The organism is Haloarcula nitratireducens (assembly GCF_019599505.1).
This window is the reverse complement of record NZ_RKLT01000012.1, coordinates 52,560-67,212: the sequence shown is the minus strand read 5'-3', so window position 1 is coordinate 67,212 and position 14,653 is coordinate 52,560. Positions and strand designations below refer to the sequence as shown.

Genomic DNA, 14,653 nt, shown 5'->3' with positions numbered 1-14,653 from the left:
GTGTAGTCAGATGGAAATCACAGATATTCGAAGCTACGTCCTTACTGAGGAGTTATGGAAGCCGTGGTTCGTCGTCGTCGTCGAGACAAACACAGGTCTCACAGGAGTCGGGCAGGCGGAAGCGAACACGGATGCCAAGGCTACGTCTGCGCACGTCGAGAAGTTCCGAGAGTGGTTTCACGGGCGGGATCCGCTAAACATTGAGGGACTGCGAACGGCGTCTCAGGAAACGCCATGGGGGCTATGGCGAATCAATCAAACGCTCCTGTCGGCGATCGAAATAGCCTGTTGGGATATCAAGGGGAAACACCACGGTGTTCCCGTTGTTGATATGCTCGGAGGGGCTGTTCGAAACACGGTTGAGGCGTACGCCAACCGCTGGTACGGCGGGTGTGACACCCCCGCAGAATGGGGTGATGCCGCGGCGACTGTCGTTGAGGCTGGCTTCGACGCGCTCAAATTCGATCCGTTCGAGGGTGCAACCCGCGAGATATCGAACGTGGCACTCCAGGACGTGGAAAACCGGGTTATGGATATTCGCGAGGCAGTCGGTCCGGGCGTCGACCTGTTCATCGAAGGACACGGTCGGTTCAGCCCGGCGACGGCGATCCGAATCGGCCGATGTCTCGAACCCTACAACATCGGGTGGTTCGAAGCGCCAGTACACGCACACCAAGGTCCCGACGCGTTTCGAGAGGTCCGCGAAGCGCTGTCGATACCCATCGCGGACGACATGGCCGCCACCGATAGCAAGTTCGACGCGTTCGATTTCATCTCGGCGCGGGCAGTGGACATCATTCAGCCCGACCCCATCATCGTCGGTGGGTTGCGCGAGACACAGTATATTGCACAGATGGCTGACGCCGCTGCGATTCAGACCTGTCCCCACGCTGCCGCCGGCCCGATCAGCCTCACTGCAAATGTCCACGTGAGTGCCGCCATACCGAACTTCAAGATACAGGAAGCTGATAACTTCACGCACCCAGACTGGATCGATGATGTCATCGAGACACCACTGGTCGTTGAAGACGGGCAGATTCCAGTCCCTGAAACACCGGGCCTCGGTATTGAGTTCGACGAGACCGCCGCTGCAGAACATACCGGCGAAATCACCACAGAACACGATGTTCACTCGGCGTCGTTCAAGAAGTCCTTCGAGTGACGGCAGTAGTGAATTCCGTTCGGTCAGAACTCGTCGTATTGCTCGTACGCGGTGAGCGGATCCATCCCATCGCTGACGGCACTGCGGACCATATTTTCAGTTTCGACAGTCTCCTCAGCTGCGACCAGTACCTCTTTGCTGACGCTCTGTGGGACGCAGACGACGCCGTCGGCATCGCCGAGAAGGACATCTCCCGGTCGAATCTCAACGTCACCAATCGTGACGGGGACATCCCAGTCGGCGAGCCGCCAGCGCGGGGGCGCATCGGCCGGTGTCCGGTATCTCGTGAACACCGGGAACTCCTGATCGAGGATGTAGCGAACATCCCGAACGCCGCCGTCAATCACGGCACCACGACAGCCCTGTGCGGCGAGGGCCGTCGTCGACAACTCTCCGAGATGGGCCGCGGCGTCGTCGCGCGTCTGATAGACCGCAACGCTCTCTGCCGGTGCTTCACCAAGCATCTGGAGGAACCGGCGAATGTTTGCGTCGTAGTCACAGTCTTCGTCGGGATAGCCGTGGGCCGGATATGCGATTCCCGCCATTTGATCGTCGTCGCTCAGCGGGTTGATTTCGGCTGGGAGGGTGCGATCACCGTATCCTAACTCGTCGAGTGCATCGGTGACAGCACCCGGATACAGTTGTTCGTACCGGTCACACAGTTCGGTGGAATCGAGCGCCATATCCTACAGCCAGTACTCACGATGGTAAATAAGTTGGTAGTGAACAGCAGTATCGTGTGTTGTTAGACTACTGTCGGACCGCCTGTGTTGAATCGTCATCCATACGAAAGAAAACTTATTATTCTATGTGCGAGAATCCCTCGTATGGTTGACCAAGCCGATTCTCCACCTAAAGGTATGCGTGTCGGTATCGGACACGTTCGCCAACCCGATGAAGAGCGACTGCGCCTATTCAAGCAACTCGGTGTGAACGATATCTCTCTCGAGTTCTCTACCGCGCCGCAGATGCTCACTATGAACGGATTCTACAAACAGAAACACGAGGAAAAGTCCGTCATCGAGAGTGAGGAGGAGGGACCGCTGTTCCCGAAACTCGTCCAAGTCCGTCGCTGGATCGAAGAGGAGGGGCTTCGGCTGGCTGCTATCGAGGGGTTCCCTGGTTGCTCGACGGAACCGGTCATGTACGGTCGAGAGGGATCCGATTCGGAACTGGAGCGACTCAAACAAGCGGTTCGAGCCGTCGGACGAGCGGGCATTCCGGTCCTGGGGTATGACTGGTCTCCGAAAGGGGTCGGCCGGACGTCAGTTGGAAAGAAGTGGCGCGGTGACGCGAAGGTGACGGCGTTCGAGACCCGTGATTTAGGGAAATCGACGGAAGAGCGGTCGGCACTCTCAGCGGACGAACTTTGGCGCAACTACGAACGCTTCCTCAAGGAGATTTTGCCCGTCGCTGAGGAAGTCGGTGTGAAACTCGCCTTGCACCCTAACGACCCTCCAATTTCCGACTTCGACGGCACACCGCTGGTACACACGACTATCGATGATTTCAATCGGACGATGGACCTCGTAGAAAGCCCGAACCACGGGATAAACCTAGGTCTAGGGACGTGGTCGGCTTCGACCGAGAACGTCTTCGACGTCATCGAACGGTTCGGTAAACGGGATGAAATCTTCTACGTCCACTTCCGGGATGTCCAGGGGACCGTTCCCTCGTTCCACGAGACGTTCGTCGACCAGGGGAACTACGACACCTTCGAGGTTCTACGTGCGCTCAAAGCGGTCGAGTACGACGGGATTCTTATTCCCGACCACGTTCCACAGGTCGCCGGCGATACCGACTGGGGACACCGCTCGCGATCGTTCGCTGTCGGGTACCTCCGCGCGGCGCTCGAATCGATTGCTGACGACTAATTCGACAACAGAAAGTATAGTTGAGGACAGCCTACAGGTACTTGTAAGAGTTCCACTCGTTCGCTGCGACCTTGTATCCCATCGGCCCATTTCTGGCGACGGCCATCAGCGAGTCGCCTTCGCGGCCGACATGGTCCTCTACCCACTCGGTCATTTTTCCTCGGAGTTCGGTAACGAGCTCTGGATGGTCGACAGCGACGTTATCCTGCTCCCACGGGTCTTCTTCGAGATTGTACAGCGCTACGTCCGAAAACCGCTCGGGCCAGATGCCTGGGTGGTAGGTCCGCAGAAGTTTCCATTGGTCCGTTCGGATAGCCCGTTGGGCGACGAAGAGTCCGTGTTCAAACACGATGTGGTCGCGCCATTCCGTCTCTTCACCCGCGACAAGCGGTCTGAGCGACCGACCCTGCCAGGCGTCAGGTGCGTCGAATCCCGCGTAGTCCGCAAGAGTCGGTGCCACGTCCACGTTCGTGACGAGTTCGGACCGGTGTCCGGGTTCGATATCGACCGACGACGGTGGTTTCACGATGAGCGGGACTCGGTTGGTTCCTTCGTGAGCCGCCCAGTGGGTCTGATAGCCCCCATGTTCGCCGAACTCCTCGCCGTGGTCGGCAGAGACGACGATGAGTGTCTCGTCGTATAGCCCCTCCGCCCGCAGGTAATCGAGTACTCGACCGATATGCTCGTCCGCGTAATGGATCTCCGCGTCATAGTGAGCGAGCATCTCCTCGTACTCGTCCATGCTCGTGATGTCAGTCCCAGTCCCTTCCACCCAGTGGTCGTCGTCTTCAATCTGATCCGCTGTGGGATAGGGGGGAAGGGGCGGGTCACGGAACTTGTCTATCTCTTCTTCGGACCGGTAATACGGGATGTGTGGGTCCCAATACTGCATATACAGGAAGAACTCGTCGTCGAGGTCTTCGAGCACCGAAAGTCCGATGTCGGAGACATGTTCGGCGCGTGGCGTCTGGAAGCCACGCCCGACCGGCCACTCGGCGACCTGATCGTCGGGTTCTTGCGGCGTGTGGAACTGGTGCCAGACATGGTAGAACCACGGTGCGGTATGACGGGGGAACGATGATACGCCAGCAGTCGTGACCCGTTCGTTGTAGAACAGTTCTGGCAGGGTCCAGTACTCCCGGAGTTCGCCCTCGAACCCCTCCCAATGGTAGGGGGAAGAGAGCGTTCGCCCCTCAGGACCATGCGTCGCCACCCCATTGTTGACGCCGTAGCGACCGGATATCCACGCTGCCCGTGATGGCATACAAGGGGAATTCGCCGTATAGTGGCGGTCGAAGATGACGCTGTCCTCGGCGAGGCGGTCGATGTTCGGACTTGTTGGTTGTTCGTACCCGTACGCCCCAAGGTGATCGGGACGTAGCGAGTCGATGTCAAAGTATACGACACGCATGCGGCTGTCCATTCAGCAACTATGGTGATATAAGTGTCGGGCAGTACGGCGAGTGTACTGTCAAATCATGTGGGCGACTCGAGTGATTCACGAACGCGGGTAGATTTAATCCGGCTCGTGAGAGACTATGTTCATGACAGGACAGTTTACCACGAATTTCGCCGGAGAGGCAGTCTTGGTGACCGGATCAACGAGCGGCCTCGGGGCCAAAATAGCCCGTCACTTCGGGCGCGCTGGCGCGTCGGTTATCGTGACTGGTCTCGAAGCGAACGCCGAATCGGGCCGCACGGTCGTCGATGCTATTGAGGACACCGACGGCCAGGCAACGTTCGTTGCCGCGGACCTGGGTGACGACGAGCAAATCGAACGCTTAGCCAGCAAGAGCGCAGCCGAGTTCGATGGAATCGACCACGTCGTCAACAATGCGGCCGTCATGACGACCGAGACCGCCGAAGAGTGCTCGCAGGCCGAGTGGGACGCCCTCATGCAGGTCAACCTCCGGGCCTATTGGCTCGTCGTCAAGTATTCGTTGCCGTACATGGAACGTGGTACTGTCACGAATATCTCGTCGATTCACGCTACCTCAACTGTCCCCGGGGCGTTCCCGTACAACGTCTCGAAGACCGGCGTCGCCGGTTTGACGCGAGCGCTCGCAGTCGACCTTGGACCAGCCGTTCGGGTAAACAGTGTCGAACCCGGGCAGGTTCGCGTTGGACGCAACGAATCCGTTATCACGGCGCAGGATGACGACGTCCCAGCAGCCTACCCGCTGGAACGCCTTGGGGACCCGTCAGATGTCGCGAGTGTTGTCGCATTCTTGGCCAGCGACGCTGCATCCTTTCTCACAGGCGCAAACATCCCCGTCGACGGTGGTCTCCACTGCGTTCAACCTGCCTACTGGGACCAGCCCTGAACACTTCCAATGTAGCGACGAACATGGTGTCCCCGTGGTCCCACAACACTTAGATAGGTCCTTTGCCACCATTTGACATGGACGTGCAGCGATTCGACGCGAACCCTATCGTTACGCCCGAGATGGTCGCTCCGCTCGCAGAATTGCCTGAGACGGTGAAAGACATTGAGTCTGGAGTAGAGTCGACTGACTTGACGGGTATGGCAGAGAACATCAACGGCCCCTCACTCGTCCGCGCGCCGCCGTGGATAGACGAACCGCTCGGTGCGTACTACCTCTATTTTGCCAATCATCAAGGCCGATACATCTACTTGGCCTACGCCGATACGCTGGATGGTCCGTGGACGATGTACGAACCAGGAACACTCCACATTGACGACACAGCGCTCGAACACCACGTCGCCTCACCCGACGTTCACCTTGACCACGAGACGAAGACGGTGTGGCTGTACTACCACGGGGTCAGTGACTACGACACGTACATGCAGTTCGACGGTCCCGGTGGACAGGCATCGGGCGTCGCCCAATCGCATGATGGGCTCAACTTCGAGTCCACGGCCGGGCCGTTCGCGACGCCGTACCTCCGACGGTTCCGATACCGGGACGTGTGGTACTTTCTGGGTGGCCGTGGTCACCTATATCGCCGGGCTGACGAATATTCGGACCTCGAGACCGGACCAACAGTCTTCCCCGACGAGATGCGACATCCGGCGGTTCGGCGCAGCGATGACCGTCTGTTCGTCTACTACTCGAACCGGGGTGACAGACCGGAACGCATCTTCAGGTCGACGCTTGATCTATCTCGTGACTGGCGGGAGTGGGAGCCGTACGACGAAACACTCATTCTCGAACCGGAAACGCCCTACGAAGGGGGTAACCAACCCATTTCGGAGTCAACATCTGGGTTTTCGCGGACACCCGTTCGGCAGGTCCGTGACCCGGCTATCTTCGAGGACGAAGGCGAGCGATACCTCTTGTACTCCGTTGCGGGAGAGCGCGGAATCGCAATCGCGCGCTTGCGGGAGTAACACCGAATTAACCCTGTTCACCCTCCGTTCACGGCACCACATAGAAACCGACGAAAATACTATCTTGGTATAGACCGATGAGCAAGTATCACGATGACAGAGTGTATCGAAGCGTGCGTCAGTAACATTGACAGCGAAGTCCGGAACCGGCTTGAGAAACTTGACACATCCACCGTGGTCGCGCCGTGTCTCGAACACTGTGGACGCTGCTACCGCGAGCCGCTTTTGGTTGTCGACGGGGAGCTGATTACCGGCGACAGCCATGCGGAGCTATTGAAGAGGTGCTACCGATGAACAATATCCTGCTGATTTCAGTCGACAGCCTGCGACGAGATCTCCTCGACGTCTACGGCGGTAGTTTCGAAATCGACGTCGCGACCCCAAATCTCGACCGGTTCGCTGAACGGGCGGCAACGTTCGACACCCATTACGCCGGAAGTCTTCCGTGCATGCCCGCACGCCGCGAATGGCTGACTGGGACCCAGGAATTCCTCTGGCGACCGTGGGGGCCTGTCGAGCCGTTCGACGAGACGCTGCCCGAACTCGCACGACAGAATGGGATGGTCACGAAACTCATCACCGACCATTATCACTACTTCCAACACGGGAGCCACGGCTACTATGACAGCTTCCACGGCTTCGAACTAGTCCGAGGCCACGAACACGACGCCTATCGGACCGCACCGAAGGAACCGAACGACCGACTCGTTGACCAAACTGGCGATCGTGACACGGACCCCGTTGATTCGCTCCAATATATCAACCGCCCACAGTACGCCCGCAACGTGGCTGACATGGATGAACTGGACGAGCGGGATTTCTTCGCGCCACGTGTGTTCTCACGAACGGCCGAATGGCTCCGGGAGAACCGTGACTGGGACCGCTGGTTCTGCTACGTCGATAGCTTCGATGTTCACGAGCCATTCCACTGCCCGGAACCGTACGCTTCGATGTATACCGACGAGGACCCGACCGACGTGGAACTTACTAACTGGCCCTATTACGGCCGAGTTGACGAGGGCCAGAGCGAACTATCGGACCGAGAACTGTCGTTCTTGCGGGCCCAGTATGCAGGGAAAATAACGATGGTCGACCGATGGTTCGGTCGTGTGCTCGACGAACTCGACAGAAGTGACCTCTGGGAAGATACGATGGTCGTCGTTATGTCTGACCACGGATTCATGCTCGGTGATCACGGGTGGGTGGGGAAGAACGATCCTCCAGTGTACAATACTATCGCACACACTCCGCTTTTCATCTGGCAGCCAGACAGCCCGCGGATGGGAGAGCGTGTGGACGCGCTAACGTCGGCGGTGGACGTGTACGGGACACTTCTCGACGCTGCGGACATTGAAGGGACCGATCACCGGCATAGTCGAAGCCTCGAACCATTGCTAGATGGGGCAACTGACAGCCATCGAGACTGGGCGCTTTACGGCTACTGGAGCTCTGCTGTCAACGTTACCGATGGCACACATACGTATCACCTCCCTTGTGATGGTACGGTCGATACGTACTGTTACTCGACGACGATGATGAACCCGAACTCTTGGTTCACACCCCGCGAGCCGAAGACCGAAGCCGAGTCCGGACAGTTCCTCCCGTACACCGACACTCCTGTCTGGCGCTATCCTGGCAAGTCATTCGAACAACTGGACGAGCCGCTGCTATTTGATGTCACTGAAGACCCGAACCAACACGATAACCTCGCTACGTCCGATGAACAGACGGTGGATCGGATGCGGACCATCATGCGAAGCGCACTCGCAAAACTTGACTGCCCAGATGAGCAGTACGAACGGTTCGACATTGCTCCCTGATTGATGGGCGAGAAATATTTATAAGGATGGCACAGAAATCTGATTCTACATGAGGAATAGTGTACCTTACTGTCCGATCCTAGTTAACCAAGCGGTCACTCACAGTAGACAGGTGATCTGACCGTGGCGGACGTCGAACTCACGGACATGAAGAAGGTGTATCCCGATGGTGTGGTTGGGGCAGAGGATATAGATCTCCTCGTCGAGGATGGGGAGTTCGTCATCCTTGTCGGACCATCGGGCTGTGGAAAGACAACGACACTCCAGACGATTGCGGGGCTCCAGAGGCCGTCAGAGGGAACAATTCGGATCGGCGATACAGTCGTCAACGACGTGAAGCCACAGAACCGAGATATCGCGATGGTCTTCCAAGATTATGCGCTCTATCCACACAAGACTGTCAAAGAGAACATGATGTTTGGCCTCCGGTACACCTCGGGCATGTCTAAATCAGAGATGGAAGACCAAGTCGCTCAGTACGCCGAGATGCTCAGTATTGACCACCTCCTTGATCAAAAGCCTGGGCAGCTCAGCGGCGGGCAACAACAACGCGTCGCACTTGGCCGGGCTATGGTCCGAGACCCGGACGTCTTCCTCTTGGACGAGCCGCTGTCGAATCTCGACGCCAAGTTGCGGACGGAGATGCGGGCCGAACTCCAGCGCCTTCAGAATGACCTGAACGTGACCACTATCTACGTGACCCACGATCAGACGGAGGCCATGACGATGGCGGACCGAATTGTCGTGATGAACAAAGGCCACATCCAGCAGGTAGGTACCCCAATAGAGGTGTACAACCAGCCGGCCAACGCGTTTGTCGCCCAGTTCATCGGATCGCCGAGTATGAATATGATCGACGCCCAGTTCGAGAACGGGATCGTCCACACAGATTACTTCCAATACAAGCTCGAGTCTACTGAATTGGATCCGTCAGTTACTCAGGGGCAGTTCGGAATCCGACCCGAAGATATCCAAGTGGTCGAAGATTCGACCACCTCGTCTGTCCAAGCACGGGTCGATGTGGTTGAGGAGCTGGGCAGTGAGAATCTCCTACATTTGACTCTCTCTGACGAGACCAGCATCGTGGCTCGCGTCAATGAGGCGATTCATCCCACTATTGATGACATCATCGAGCTCCAGTTTCCGGAAGAACGCGTATGCCTGTTCGCCGAGAACGGGCGGACAATCAAGTATCGAGAGGTACCGGAGCGAGCCGGACAGCCCTCCACACAAATCCAAGAAGGACGGTAACTTTCGATTGGATTTCTGTGGAGCAGCTGTATGTAGAATCGCTACGAATAACTACGTACGACACTGCACAACATCTGCTATTGGAATAAGATCTGGTTCAGTAGACTATTGGCAATCATCACTTCCGGGATATGTCAAAAATAATTGGAAACAATTATATGCCTATGTTTTAAATGATATGTTAGCATGGCGGGTAGCAACAACGGCAAGCTCCGCAAGAGTAGACGTAAATTCCTAACAGCCGCAGGGACGACGGGTTCCATATTCCTCGCTGGATGTGGCGGGGACGGAGGCAGCGGCGACGGCTCATCGGGTAATGGAGGTAATGGTTCGGGCTCAACCGACGGCGGCGACGGGTCAAGCGGCGGGACGCTCGAAATGAATATCTTCAGCGGCCAGTTGTCGTCGGATAACTTGGAGGCATTTCACCAGTATGTGAGCGAGTGGGAGAGCGAGTCAGGTTGGTCAGTCAACGTGACCGAGACCGCACAGGCCGCAAACGTGACACAGACCGAGCGGTCGCGTTTCGAGGCCGGTAATCCGTTCGACGTGATGACCGTCATGGGTGTTGCCGCCTTCAACTTCGCGGCGAATGACTATCTGGCGAGTCTAGATTCGTTCCTTGAGGACTCGTCTATATCATCAGATGACTTCGCTGAGACAGACCTCATACAGTCGATTCTCAATGCCGAAGGCCCATTCAACGGAACAGTTCAGGTCATCCCGATGATGATCGGTCACTGGGGTGCACTCTACTACCACGCCGGTCACGTCGAACAGGCCGGCTACGATCCGATGAGTCCCCAGGACTACTTTGGATCACCCGAAGGGATGTTGAATGTCGCGCGCGATATCAAAGAGGAGGTCGGAATTCGTCCACTCGGATTCTCGGGTGCCGACCACATCCACACTGGTCTTCAGTTCTACAGCAACGCTTGGTCGCGCGGTGACCTCAACTCGACGGTCGTCGACGGCAAGCCACAGTATACCGCCGACGAGTTCATCGGCGCTGCTGAAATGTACGAGACGATGTCCAGCGAGAACCTAATGCCTCAGGGGACGCTGAGCAACAACGCGATAAACAGCCGGAACCTGATGATTGAGGGACAGACGTCGATGTACCTTGTCGGGTCGTGGGAGTCGGCAATTATCAAAGAGGAATCGGACATTGAGTTTGGCATCACGTACGTCCCGACACTCGGCAACGCTTCCCCATCCGGATTCGGCGGATCCCCAACCTGGGGCATCGCGAAGAGCATCTCGGATGAACGCAAGCGCCAGTCTTGGAGCCTTCTCGAGTACCTGATGACGGCGGAGCGCCAGGCTAAGTGGTCCGGTCTCGTCCCGTCGCTGTCGACTGCGTGGGATGCGTACTTCGAGGGGTACACGGACGGCCTTGACCGAGATGTCGGCCAGGTCTTCCAAGATCAAATCAGCAACAGTGGGTGGCCGTACCTCTCGGCCAACGTCGGGACGCTGAACTCCATCACCCAGTCGGCGGTCCAGAACATCATCAGCGGAAAGATGTCGGCCCAAAAGGCGATGGAACAGGCGAACCAGCAGGCCAATCAACAGGCCATCGAATGACTGCCTTAGTGCCGTTCGTTGCGTAGGCCAAGTCGACGGTAGCTTTTTGAGCCCACCCAATAATTGGTACAACATCGATTACAATATATGGAATTCCAAGAATCAGTACGTGAAAATTTCATCAAAATACGCTCGCGATTGACGGACAGGGAGATTAATCCGGGTCTCCTGTTCATTGCACCTGCGGTGCTGTTGATGCTCGTTTTAATCACCTACCCATTGATTGAGACGTTCCGTCTAAGTCTTCACAATCTCACGTCGGGCGGCGTGGAAAATTTCGTCGGTGTGTCGAAATACGTCACGCTGTTCACGTCTAACTGGTTCCCGAACGTAATGTTCAATACGTTCGTCTGGGTCGTCGGTGGTGTCGCACTCCAGCTGGTCGTCGGCTTTGGCCTGGCACTGCTCTTGAACACGAAATTCCCGGCGAAAAGCGCGGTTCGAGCCGGCTTTCTCATTCCGTGGGTGACCCCGACGATCGTCACCTCTATCATCTTCAGTTGGATGTACTCTCCCCAGTTCGGGATTGTTAACGAGCTGCTGGTCAGAGGCGGCCTTATAAACGAAGGCATCGCGTGGCTTGGAAACCCGGATACCGCGATGTTCGCCGTTATTGTCTCTGCACTCTGGAAACAGTTCCCGTTCGTCATGATCATGGTGCTTGCCGGGCTTCAGGGGATGGACGAATCACTCCACAACGCGGCGAAGATAGACGGTGCGCCGTTTTTCGCCCGACTCCGTCATATCACCATTCCGTCTCTATTGCCAGTCCTCAAAATCGTTCTACTGTTGACTGTTATCTGGATGTTCAATCAGTTCGTCCTCATCTTCACGATGACCGGAGGAGGCCCGGTCGGATCGACGAACGTCCTGTCAGTCAAGGTCTACCGGCTGGCATTCCAGCAGTTCAGGTACGGTGACGCCTCGGCCCTGTCCGTGGTGATGATCATGATAATGCTGGTGTTCATCTTCTTCTATATTCGGGCCCTGCGCAAGCGAGGTGGTAGCATATGAGCACGTCCTCCTACGAATCGCGAACTCGGAAATGGATACGGTACGGGCTAATCGCCATCTGTCTCCTCCTCGTGCTTTTTCCCATCTTCTGGATGCTCGTCTCCTCGCTACGTCCACGGAGTGCGATGTTCTCGACGAACCCATCGCTCATCCCGACCACGATTACGTTCGAACACTACTGGTCGGTGATCAATCGCGATGAGTTCGTGACCTCCTTCATAAACAGTATCATCATAGCCGTCGGATCGACTATCGTTTCGATTACCTTCGCCACGCTCGCGGGATACGGTTGGGGCAAATTCGACTTCCCCGGCTCACAGATTACGGCCGTATACGTCATCGTCACTCGCGTGATGCCCATCGTCTCGGTCATCGTGCCGCTGTTCTTCATCCTCCAACAGTTCGGTCTTATCAACACATACCCAGGACTTATCGCGTCGTACATGGTCTTCATGCTCCCGCTGACCTCCTGGATGCTCATTGGGTTTTTTGAGAACATCCCTGAAAACGTGCTCAATGCCGGTCGGATCGACGGGATGAATGAACTCCAGATCTATCTACGAATAGCACTCCCGATGGCCAAACCGGGTATCATCGCCACGGCGCTGTTCGCGTTCGTCATCGCGTGGCAAGAGTTCCTCTTTGCCAACACGCTGATGCAGTCGGGCGATAAGCGGACAGTCCCAGTGATGATGTATGGGATGATGAACCGCTACACCATCGAGTGGGGTAGTCTCATGGCGAGTTCCATCCTGTTCATCATCCCCGTCGTTATCCTGTTTGTCGGGATGCAGCGGTACTTTATCCGCGGTATCACTGGCCCCGAGACCTAACTGGTCGCGCTCATTTTTCTCGACGATACCGATTAGCAATCTGGTCAGGTTGCCCTCTCCCAAGCAGTCTGGAATCCTCTTTGCTCTGTAGTCGTCTGTCTACCCAAGTTTCGGGCACGGCGAAAAACATTTGCTGTCCGTCCTCACAGTGGTTGTATGTCTCTCACCTCTGTCGAGAGTGCCGACAACATCCTATTCATCCTCACGGACCAACAACGATTTGATAGTATCGGTGCATACGGTGCTTCGGGCGTTGAGACACCAAATCTCGACCGCCTCGCCGCTGAAGGAACGAGGTACGAGCGAGCCTATACCCGGATTGCCGTTTGTTCGCCGTCACGCGCGTCGATTATCTCTGGCGTCCCGCCTCAGCGACACGGAATCAAGCGAAACGTCGAAGAGAGCGACCGCCTGGCCGAACGCTTCCCGTGTTACCCGCAGCTGCTCCGCGATGCAGGGTACAACGTCTCCCTCGCCGGAAAGTTACACGTTGGTCAGAAACCGGCGGCATTCGGGTTGGACGGCCCTCACTTCCCTGGCTGGCATCAGCCACTCGACCATCCTACGTACCGCTCGTATCTGTCGGACCGGAACCTTCCGCAGCCATCGGTCAAGCGGTTTGAAGATGTCTTCCCAGACAACGGATCTGTGTTCCAGAGTGGTGCCATCGACGACCGTCCGACGGAAGCGTCGTTCACGCATTTCCTGACGGAACTGGCACTCGACCAGATCGAGTCACACGCTCGCTCTGACGCGCCGTTCTACCAGAGTGTCCACTATTTCGGGCCGCACAACCCGTACTACCTGCCCGAAAAGTACGCGACGCTATACGACCCCTCGGACGTCGAACTCCCCGAGTCGACGGTCAAAGAGACCTTTGAGAACAAGCCGTGGGTGCACAGAGTCCAGTACCAGGAATCTGGTTTGGGTGACTTAGACCTGCACGACTGGCGGCGGATCATCGCTGCGTACAGGGGTTGGGTCACCTTCATCGACCACGAGATCGGCCGGCTCTTAGACCACCTCTCAGAACTCGGCATCAGGGACTCTACTGCCGTCGTGTTCGGGGCAGACCACGGTGGATTCGTCACTCGACACAAGCTACACGACAAAGGGCCAGCCATGTACGAGGACATCTACAGGATCCCGCTTATCACTAACAATCTCGGAGCCGACGGAGCCGTCGACGACCGATTCGTCTCGTTACTCGATTTGCCCCCGACGTTCCTTGACGTTGCTGGCGTCGACGTTCCAGACGAGTATGTGGGCCAAAGTCTGTGTCAGTCCCCCGACGACTGGCGCGATGACATTGTCTGTGAGTTCCACGGCCACTTCTTCGAGTACGAACAGTGGATGCTTCGTCGGGGAGACCACAAACTAGTCCTCAACTCTCACGACATGGCGGAACTATATGACCTATCGGTCGATCCCGAGGAATTACACAATCTCACTGGCAATCCACAGCACGGCGAAATTGCCCAACGATTGTATGAACGGTTGATGGAGCGACTCGAACGAGACGGTGTTTCAAATCCGACCAAACCGCGAATGAAGATGACACGAACCGAGGACATCGGTCTCGAACCCTTTGGCACTCGTGACGAGTAGCGACATATTGGATCCAATCAAGAAAATTTGGTGAGTGTGCCAAAAGATTAGCATACTACGATTTGGACAGCTGAGGGCCGGGAAGATATCTCCTTCAACGGTAGACGAGCAGTACCCTCGCCCTAGGGTTCTTGACAAGGACTAGTCTAGTT

Annotated in this window: 13 protein-coding genes; 11 read left to right on the top strand and 2 right to left on the bottom strand. The window is 56.6% G+C overall.

Annotation, left to right across the window (positions count from 1 at the left end):
* Positions 1-10 precede the first annotated feature (10 nt).
* On the top strand, positions 11-1,162 hold the full coding sequence (locus EGH23_RS18950) for a mandelate racemase/muconate lactonizing enzyme family protein (RefSeq protein WP_220581553.1): 1,152 nt from the start codon (positions 11-13) through the stop codon (positions 1,160-1,162).
* A 23-nt stretch (positions 1,163-1,185) separates the two neighbouring features.
* On the opposite strand, the gene EGH23_RS18945 is transcribed toward EGH23_RS18950, so the two are convergent.
* A complete protein-coding gene (locus tag EGH23_RS18945) occupies positions 1,186-1,845 on the bottom strand; it encodes an RraA family protein (protein WP_220581552.1) in 660 nt (219 codons plus the stop codon).
* A 285-nt stretch (positions 1,846-2,130) separates the two neighbouring features.
* Between EGH23_RS18945 and EGH23_RS18940 the strand changes: the two genes are divergently transcribed.
* Positions 2,131-3,036 (top strand): mannonate dehydratase, encoded by a 906-nt coding sequence (locus EGH23_RS18940; RefSeq protein ID WP_236044941.1) that lies wholly within the window; start codon positions 2,131-2,133, stop codon positions 3,034-3,036.
* 31 nt (positions 3,037-3,067) lie between these two features.
* On the opposite strand, the gene EGH23_RS18935 is transcribed toward EGH23_RS18940, so the two are convergent.
* The gene (locus EGH23_RS18935; protein ID WP_220581550.1) at positions 3,068-4,447 is read right to left on the bottom strand and encodes a sulfatase family protein; all 1,380 of its coding nucleotides are present in this window, start codon (positions 4,445-4,447) and stop codon (positions 3,068-3,070) included.
* Between the two features lie 133 nt (positions 4,448-4,580).
* Between EGH23_RS18935 and EGH23_RS18930 the strand changes: the two genes are divergently transcribed.
* From EGH23_RS18930 to EGH23_RS18890, 9 genes are all read left to right on the top strand, one after another.
* On the top strand, positions 4,581-5,360 hold the full coding sequence (locus EGH23_RS18930; RefSeq protein ID WP_220581549.1) for an SDR family NAD(P)-dependent oxidoreductase: 780 nt from the start codon (positions 4,581-4,583) through the stop codon (positions 5,358-5,360).
* Positions 5,361-5,560: 200 nt separating this feature from the next.
* Positions 5,561-6,388, top strand: a complete 828-nt coding sequence (locus EGH23_RS18925; protein ID WP_220581548.1) for a glycoside hydrolase family protein — start codon at positions 5,561-5,563, stop codon at positions 6,386-6,388.
* 93 nt (positions 6,389-6,481) lie between these two features.
* Entirely contained in the window at positions 6,482-6,682 is a 201-nt protein-coding gene (locus EGH23_RS27260; protein ID WP_220581547.1) for a DUF1450 domain-containing protein, read from the top strand.
* Complete coding sequence (locus EGH23_RS18915; protein ID WP_220581546.1) at positions 6,679-8,208, top strand: sulfatase family protein; 1,530 nt, start codon at positions 6,679-6,681, stop codon at positions 8,206-8,208. The genes EGH23_RS27260 and EGH23_RS18915 overlap by 4 nt, the downstream gene beginning before the upstream one ends.
* 123 nt (positions 8,209-8,331) lie before the next feature.
* Complete coding sequence (locus tag EGH23_RS18910) at positions 8,332-9,459, top strand: ABC transporter ATP-binding protein (RefSeq protein ID WP_220581545.1); 1,128 nt, start codon at positions 8,332-8,334, stop codon at positions 9,457-9,459.
* 186 nt (positions 9,460-9,645) lie between these two features.
* Positions 9,646-11,046, top strand: coding sequence for an ABC transporter substrate-binding protein (locus EGH23_RS18905; RefSeq protein WP_220581544.1), 1,401 nt, complete (start codon positions 9,646-9,648; stop codon positions 11,044-11,046).
* Positions 11,047-11,133: 87 nt separating this feature from the next.
* Positions 11,134-12,060, top strand: coding sequence for a carbohydrate ABC transporter permease (locus EGH23_RS18900; protein ID WP_220581543.1), 927 nt, complete (start codon positions 11,134-11,136; stop codon positions 12,058-12,060).
* Positions 12,057-12,893: a carbohydrate ABC transporter permease gene (locus EGH23_RS18895; protein WP_220581542.1), complete on the top strand. Its 837-nt coding sequence runs from the start codon at positions 12,057-12,059 to the stop codon at positions 12,891-12,893. The genes EGH23_RS18900 and EGH23_RS18895 overlap by 4 nt, the downstream gene beginning before the upstream one ends.
* A gap of 156 nt (positions 12,894-13,049) precedes the next feature.
* Positions 13,050-14,501: a sulfatase-like hydrolase/transferase gene (locus EGH23_RS18890; protein ID WP_220581541.1), complete on the top strand. Its 1,452-nt coding sequence runs from the start codon at positions 13,050-13,052 to the stop codon at positions 14,499-14,501.
* Positions 14,502-14,653: the final 152 nt, after the last annotated feature.

Bases quoted from the DNA above. Each gene is read 5' to 3' on its own strand.
- EGH23_RS18950 (WP_220581553.1), top strand. From the start codon at position 11: ATGGAAATCACAGATATTCGAAGCTACGTCCTTACTGAGGAGTTATGG.
- EGH23_RS18945 (WP_220581552.1), bottom strand. From the start codon at position 1,845: ATGGCGCTCGATTCCACCGAACTGTGTGACCGGTACGAACAACTGTAT.
- EGH23_RS18940 (WP_236044941.1), top strand. From the start codon at position 2,131: ATGCTCACTATGAACGGATTCTACAAACAGAAACACGAGGAAAAGTCC.
- EGH23_RS18935 (WP_220581550.1), bottom strand. From the start codon at position 4,447: ATGCGTGTCGTATACTTTGACATCGACTCGCTACGTCCCGATCACCTT.
- EGH23_RS18930 (WP_220581549.1), top strand. From the start codon at position 4,581: ATGACAGGACAGTTTACCACGAATTTCGCCGGAGAGGCAGTCTTGGTG.
- EGH23_RS18925 (WP_220581548.1), top strand. From the start codon at position 5,561: ATGGCAGAGAACATCAACGGCCCCTCACTCGTCCGCGCGCCGCCGTGG.
- EGH23_RS27260 (WP_220581547.1), top strand. From the start codon at position 6,482: ATGACAGAGTGTATCGAAGCGTGCGTCAGTAACATTGACAGCGAAGTC.
- EGH23_RS18915 (WP_220581546.1), top strand. From the start codon at position 6,679: ATGAACAATATCCTGCTGATTTCAGTCGACAGCCTGCGACGAGATCTC.
- EGH23_RS18905 (WP_220581544.1), top strand. From the start codon at position 9,646: ATGGCGGGTAGCAACAACGGCAAGCTCCGCAAGAGTAGACGTAAATTC.
- EGH23_RS18900 (WP_220581543.1), top strand. From the start codon at position 11,134: ATGGAATTCCAAGAATCAGTACGTGAAAATTTCATCAAAATACGCTCG.
- EGH23_RS18895 (WP_220581542.1), top strand. From the start codon at position 12,057: ATGAGCACGTCCTCCTACGAATCGCGAACTCGGAAATGGATACGGTAC.
- EGH23_RS18890 (WP_220581541.1), top strand. From the start codon at position 13,050: ATGTCTCTCACCTCTGTCGAGAGTGCCGACAACATCCTATTCATCCTC.